General features: G+C 67.6%; 4 protein-coding genes and 1 pseudogene. 2 read left to right on the top strand and 3 right to left on the bottom strand.

All coding sequences use genetic code 11. From position 1 onward, the window contains the following. The first annotated feature begins 899 nt into the window (after window positions 1–899). On the top strand, window positions 900–2,003 hold the full coding sequence (locus ABZS66_RS59975; protein WP_354773681.1) for a hypothetical protein: 1,104 nt from the start codon (window positions 900–902) through the stop codon (window positions 2,001–2,003). Window positions 2,004–2,015: 12 nt separating this feature from the next. On the opposite strand, the gene ABZS66_RS59970 is transcribed toward ABZS66_RS59975, so the two are convergent. Further along, window positions 2,016–2,972: an NAD(P)H-binding protein gene (locus ABZS66_RS59970; RefSeq protein ID WP_354773680.1), complete on the bottom strand. Its 957-nt coding sequence runs from the start codon at window positions 2,970–2,972 to the stop codon at window positions 2,016–2,018. On the opposite strand from ABZS66_RS59970, the gene ABZS66_RS59965 reads away from it, so the two are divergent. Continuing rightward, complete coding sequence (locus ABZS66_RS59965) at window positions 2,907–3,704, top strand: AraC family transcriptional regulator (protein WP_354773683.1); 798 nt, start codon at window positions 2,907–2,909, stop codon at window positions 3,702–3,704. The genes ABZS66_RS59970 and ABZS66_RS59965 overlap by 66 nt on opposite strands. A gap of 344 nt (window positions 3,705–4,048) precedes the next feature. On the opposite strand, the pseudogene ABZS66_RS59960 reads toward ABZS66_RS59965, so the two are convergent. Continuing rightward, window positions 4,049–4,296 (bottom strand): annotated as a pseudogene (locus ABZS66_RS59960) (hypothetical protein); the annotation flags it as partial. Window positions 4,297–4,861: 565 nt separating this feature from the next. Further along, complete coding sequence (locus ABZS66_RS59955; RefSeq protein ID WP_354773678.1) at window positions 4,862–5,617, bottom strand: hypothetical protein; 756 nt, start codon at window positions 5,615–5,617, stop codon at window positions 4,862–4,864. Between the last annotated feature and the right edge of the window lie 492 nt (window positions 5,618–6,109).

Below are 6,109 nucleotides of genomic sequence, written 5' to 3'. Positions count from 1 at the left end.
GTCACCGGTCCCAGCCACGGCGACGAGTTCCTGTATTACGCCACCCAGGCCGAAGCCGAGACGGCACGACGGGGCTGGCCGAACGGTGGCAGCCGCCCGAGTTACCACGTCGACGTGGTGGTCTTCACCAAGGCACATCCCGGCGGATAGCGCCCTCGAATACATGGGCTCGCCGGTGACTGTTGGGTCAGCAGACTGGGCGTTGCCCGAACAACACGTGCGCCGGGCTGCTCTCCGCTGTCCGCAGTTGGCTATTGCCGACCTGCTCAGTGGGCAACGAGGAGTTTGTTGGGTAACAGTCGGCGCGTGCCGCTGGACTGTTGGGTGACTGTTGGACGGGCTGGCGATTGCAACCGCGGTGGACTGGCACTCCGGCGGGCCATTTTCTGGTCATGACGACGAACTCGGTAGCGCCGTGTGAGCGCACTTCCACAACAACGCACCACAATCGCGCTGCGCAGAAACGCACCACCGCGCCTACCAGCCGCGCGATAGGCCACGACACTGCTGACGGTGACCGCGCTTGCGCGGTCACCGTGGTGCCGAACTCCCGGGGGCTGGCACAACCAGCTGAACCAGTCCGGCTGGGTGTTCGTTCAGTCGGACCCGACCTCGAAGCATTGGCGACAACACCAGCATGATGCGGTAACGCAGCCAGATTCAGCCCGTTTCGGTGGTAGTCCGAGACACAGCACCAATTGTTGGGTGTCGGTTCCGGAGGCAGGTGCCGAGACCTCCTGCTCGAGGTGGGATCGCGCTCGCCGGGGCCGTCGTCGCGGCCGATACGGAGCTGACGGTATGTGACACGAGCTGACGATTGAAGTGCGGGTGAGCGCGGCCGCCGACCGTGGCGCCAGCGTGTCGCTCGCCGGAAGCACGCAGCCGAACGAGGACCCTTCGTGTTCGTTGCGAGGGTTCGGGAAGGCGCCGTCGCGCGATTCCATCTCAACGATCCTGACCGCCGCACAGAGCTGGTGAACGTTGAGCACGGCCAGCCGTTCCGACCTCAAAGGCAGCGCTTGGGCGATGGCAAGGGCGTAGCCTGGGCGATCGGCGTGATGCGGGCGACCCGCGCTGGGTTTCAGTCCCTGGGCGACTCGAACCTGACGATCCAGCACAACACCATGACCATCGACGACGGCGCGGCCGACAACGCCGTCATCGCGATCGGCGACGAGTTCGCCGCACCGACCGCGATCGTCATCGAGGACAACCTGCTGGACGGGGCCAACTTCGCCATCTCCCTGAGCCGGGCGACGAAGGTCCGGATCAGTAGCAACCGGTTCGGGCGCGGCTGCGACGTCGACGTCGACGTCGAGGAACGGTTCCTGCTCGTCGACGCCGAAAGCCGTCGGCCGTCGAGGCGGTCAGCGCCCAGGTCCCCGGCCAGCTGCCCAACCACGTCGCGCGACAGTTCGCGAGCAACCAGATCGAGATCGGCCGCCCGCCCCGATCGACCTATCCGACCCGCGCGACTCGCTGGCCGCGAGGCGGATTGCGGTCGGCGGGGCCGGCGTCGCACTGGACATCGATCCGCTGCGGGCGCCTTCGAGAAGCCCGAGCTCTGGTCGGGCAAGATCCTCGACCGCGGCATGCTCTGCTGTACTCCTGCCCGTCGGGGCATGTGCCGACCGTCAAGATCCGCATCGGCGACGTCAGGTGCCCTCGACGACATCATCTTCCTCGCCGCGACGGTCCGCGCGATGTTCGCCACGTCGATCGACGCTATCTGCACCGGCGAGCCGCCGCTGCCCCCGCCGCACACTGTGCTCGTCGCCGTGCACTGGCGAGCTGCCCGCGACGGGCTCGACAGGGCTGGCTCTCGACCCGCGTCGAGCGTACGCGCCGGCCCACCTGGCACGTATTGCGCCGCCTTTCGGTTCCGTGCGACCGCAACTGGAGCGGCGCGCGACCTCGAGATCGCCGCCGACCTCCTGGAGCGCCACCGGCGCCGCGGGGCAGGCCGGCCGTCGTTCTGCCTGTCTGACGAGATTCTTGTCTGATGGCACGGCGAGTCAATTCCAGGCACCCGCCGTTGCGCTGCGGGCGACGAACTGCTCGAACGAGGCAGGTGGGCGGCCGAGGGCTCGCTGCACCCCGTCCGTGACTGCCTCGGCCGAGCCGCTGCGGACGTCGGTGAGCAGCTCGGTGAGCAGCCGCGCGACCTCGGCTGGCACGCCGTACGCGACCTGTCGCTCGACGAACACCTCGGGGTCGACGTCGGCGTGCCGGACTACGCACCCGGTAGCCCGGCCGATCAGGCCGGTCGCTTCGCCGAAGCTGAGGGCCCGCGGGCCGGTCAGGTCGTATACCGCACCGCCATGCCGGTCGTCCGTCAGCGCCGAGGCGGCGACATCGGCGATATCCTCCGCGTCGACGAAGGGCGTCCGCCCGTCGCCAGTTGGCGCCGCTAGGGTGCCGGCGAGGATGCCCGGGCGCCAGAAGTCCTCGCTGAAATTCTGTGCGAACCACGTTGGGCGCAGGATGGTCCAGGACACTCCGCTGCGGCGGACGGCCTGGTCGCCAGGGTGCAGCGGATGACTGTCGGAATCGGCGGTGAGTGCCGACAGCAACACGAGCCGGCGCACGCCCGCATGGACGGCTGTGTCGACGAGATCGGGCAGGCGCTCAGGGCTGAGTATGCTCGCCCGCAGATCCGGCTCTATCAGGTACGCGGCCGACACCCCGGTCAGGGCTGACCCCCAGGTCGCCGGGGCGCCGAGGTCGAACAGGACGTCGCCGCCGCTGCAGGATGCCCGGCGCGCCGACAGGCCGGAGGCCCGCAGCCGCTGTGCAAGCGCCCGCAGTTCCGTGGTCAGGAAGCTAGTCCAGCAGCCGCCGTGGTTGTTGACGTTCACCGATACGCCGCCGCTGACGATCGTGATGGCACTCGGCGGCCCGGCCTCATCCGCCTGCCTGACGCCACCGACACGCCGAGACGCCTCGACAGCGGCGATATCGCGCTCCGTCACCGGGCCGGGTCCGTGCACGGTCGCAGACGATCCGGCCACCACACCTCAGGTCGCGATCGGCGGGCACGCGAAGTCCTTCTTCCCAGGCCAAGAGGGCACCGTTCGGGTCCACCGCCCTCTCGCCCCCGCACGTTCGGCGACGGTCTGCCCGGCGCGACGACGATGCTCCGCGGCGTCTTCGATCTGCGAGGCACCGTGGCCGGTCGGCTGCTCGGACCGCTACCACCGGTGGCGGTCGTGCCCGCAAGCCATCGGACCGCGGCGACGCTCGACCTGCTTGCGGCCGAGGTCGCCCGGGACGAGCCCGGCCAGGAAGCCATCCTGCATCGGCTGCTGGATCTCGTGCTTGTGCTCGCGCTCCGGGCGTGGTGCGCCCGCCCCGAGGCCGCCTCGCTCGACTGGCTGCGCGCGCTGGGCGACCCCGCAGTCGGCGAGGCGCTGCGCCTGCTCCACGAGGAGCCTGGCCGTCGCTGGACGGTCGCCGGGCTGGCCGCCCGTGTCGGCATGTCCCGCGCCGGCTTCGCCGCGCGCTTCACAACCCTGGTCGGGGAACCACCTCTCAGGTACCTCACGGGCTGGCGCATGACGGTCGGCGCGGACCTGCTGCGCGAAGCCGATGCCACCGTCGCCTCGGTAGCCCGGGAGGTCGGTTACGAGGATCCGTTTGCGTTCAGCGTGGAATTCAAACGTTTCCATGGCGTGAGCCCGTCGGACTGGCGTCGGCTTCCCTGAGCCCTCCGCCGCGTGGGGTCGGGGCCAGCCCACCTCACTGAGCGCCACGCCGGATCGCCCAGGGTGTGCTCGCGGCACACCACGCGGACCTCGCCGCCCTGCACGAGGTGGTCCACGGCACCGCGGCGATGGCTGCCGGATCGATCCCGCCGGCCCCAGGCGAGCCCCTTTGCTGCGCCTCGGCCTATGCGCCCCGCAAGCGGCCCAGCAGCGCTACAAGCGGCTGGAGGCCTGTAGCGACCCGGCGACATGATCAGAGACCTGCCCCAGCGGCTCGATTCCGCAGGTTACCGACTGCTGGATACCTTCTCTGGTGCTGTGGCCGGAAACGTTGGTCGGGTCGATCAGGCCGCTGCCTCGGCAGTGGTTTGACCCCAGCGGCGTTGCCGGTCGGAGCGGACCTGGGCGCGTTCGCGGCGTTGCGCGGCCAGGACGTCGGGATGGCGGGCGTTGGCGCTGCGCCAGCGCAGATAGTGGTGCAGGGCCTGGGGTCGCGACTGGCTCGTTGGGTGGTTGGACCCAGCGACGAACGTTCGTAGCGGTCCGAAATGCGCCTCGATCGGGTTGCCCACGACGAATATGTCGGGGTGATCTCAGATCGACCCGGTTCCGGGGCGACCCAGGCCCGGATCGTTTGCCTTGTGCGCGGGGTAGTCGGCGAGTTTGCGCAGGCTCCATCGGGTGAACGGCTGGCCGGGGGCATCCGCCCACTGAGTCCAAGCAGGCGTGACGTACGTTGTATCTGTCAGGTCAAGGTTGTTGGATGTGTTATGCTGCACTGTCTCTGCAGGCCGGAAGGTTGAGCACAGAGGCCACAGCCTCCGTGCTCAACCCCGAAGCCATGCCGCTACGGCCGCAAGCGATTCGGTGCCGCGTCCAACTCTCGCAGCCGTCCTCGTCTTGGCGAGCCCATGCGGCAGTCAATTATCGCGGTTACACAATTGCCCATGGTCGCTACTTTTTCGTCAATTCCAAGAGCGGCCAGCGCCACGACGTTCGAGGGGTCAGGACTGGAGGAGCAGACGCCCGACCGACGGTGTATTTCTGCAGCGCGTACGATGACCACGTTTTGCTCATGGGCCGCTAGTCTGAGTGTTTCACTTTGGGTTGCCCTGGCCTGAGGTTATGGGCCGTTCACTTTGACGCGCTCGTCTCGCTCATTGGCGGTCACCGGGCTTCAGCGGTATCGTGAGTTCGCTCGTGGCGCCTTCGTAGGACGACGTTAGGGTGAGCGTCCTGGCATCGTCTGGAAGACCGGGCTGGAAGCAGATCCGCTCGAAGTGCACGCCGTGATTGTTGAAGGCTCCGCTTCCGGTCAGCCGATAGGTGGTGCCGGCGTCGTCCCAGCCGCGCCACGTGTGATCCCGGCGGGTACGGAACCGTGACGGGGTCTGCTGCGGGTCGATCGGGAACGCGACGTTCAGCAGCAGCATCGTCGACCACGATTCAAGGCAGATAAGTGTCACGGTTTCGTCTTGGACGTCCAACGTGGCATCCAGAGGCAGGACTCGACGCAGGACGGGTGCTGCGGTTCCAGGTGCAGTTTCCTGGCTTCCGCCTCGCGCTACATCGGCGACTGTGGCGGACGGCGGGTTTCGGGAATGCGCGGTGGAGTGGGAGTCCGCACGGCGACGCGGCCGTCGCGCGGCGTGTTGGAGGGCCAGGTCGAGGTCGGCGAGCGCCTGGTCTCTATCGTGTTCGCTCAATGCGCCGGCGGCGACCAGGCCGGTCGCTACGCCGTGAACTTCAAGCAGCACGAGATCCCGGTCACGTCCAGCATCGGACGTTCTCGGCGGAACCCGAAAGCGATCGGCGATGAACTTTTCGAGGTAGGCGCGCCCATCCATCAGCCGCCCCTGACGACCAGACCGGCGTCTTGAATCCCGTTCATCCTTCTGGGCATGCGGGCCCACGCTCGACACCCTCGAACGATCGAGAACGTTGACCAAGTCGCCGATGGACGTCGACCATGCTGGAAGACAGGGCAAGTGTGCACATCTGCGCAAAATCCTATGTTGACTAGGCGGTTCGGGCCGCGTCCAACGAACCATCGCACAATTCGCACCCGGACAACAGTCGCCGATCGTCGACGAAGATTCATATGCTGAAATACCCGCCCGCAACTGTGGCTGCGCGGGCAGATCCGATCGCCGAACCCGGCACCCGCCCGATATCTCGCTCAACAGTGGATGGTTCGCTCGCGGGGAGCCGTTCGGCGATGTCGACCGTTGCTGGATTCGCACATCGGCGTTTCTGCCCATCTGGTGAGGCCAACCAGTCCTGGGTCTTTCGATTCCATCTGAGGCCGATGATTGCCGCGGGGTAGAGCGCGGCGCTACAGAGGTTGAAGGGTCAGGGTTACGGCGGTTCGGGGTCGAGGGTCAGGCCGGTGTGGGTGAGGAAGC

This window comes from Dactylosporangium sp. NPDC005572 (genome assembly GCF_040605515.1).
Classification (GTDB): domain Bacteria; phylum Actinomycetota; class Actinomycetes; order Mycobacteriales; family Micromonosporaceae; genus Dactylosporangium.
Note: the sequence above shows the minus strand (reverse complement) of the source record. Positions and strands in the feature narration are given on the sequence as shown.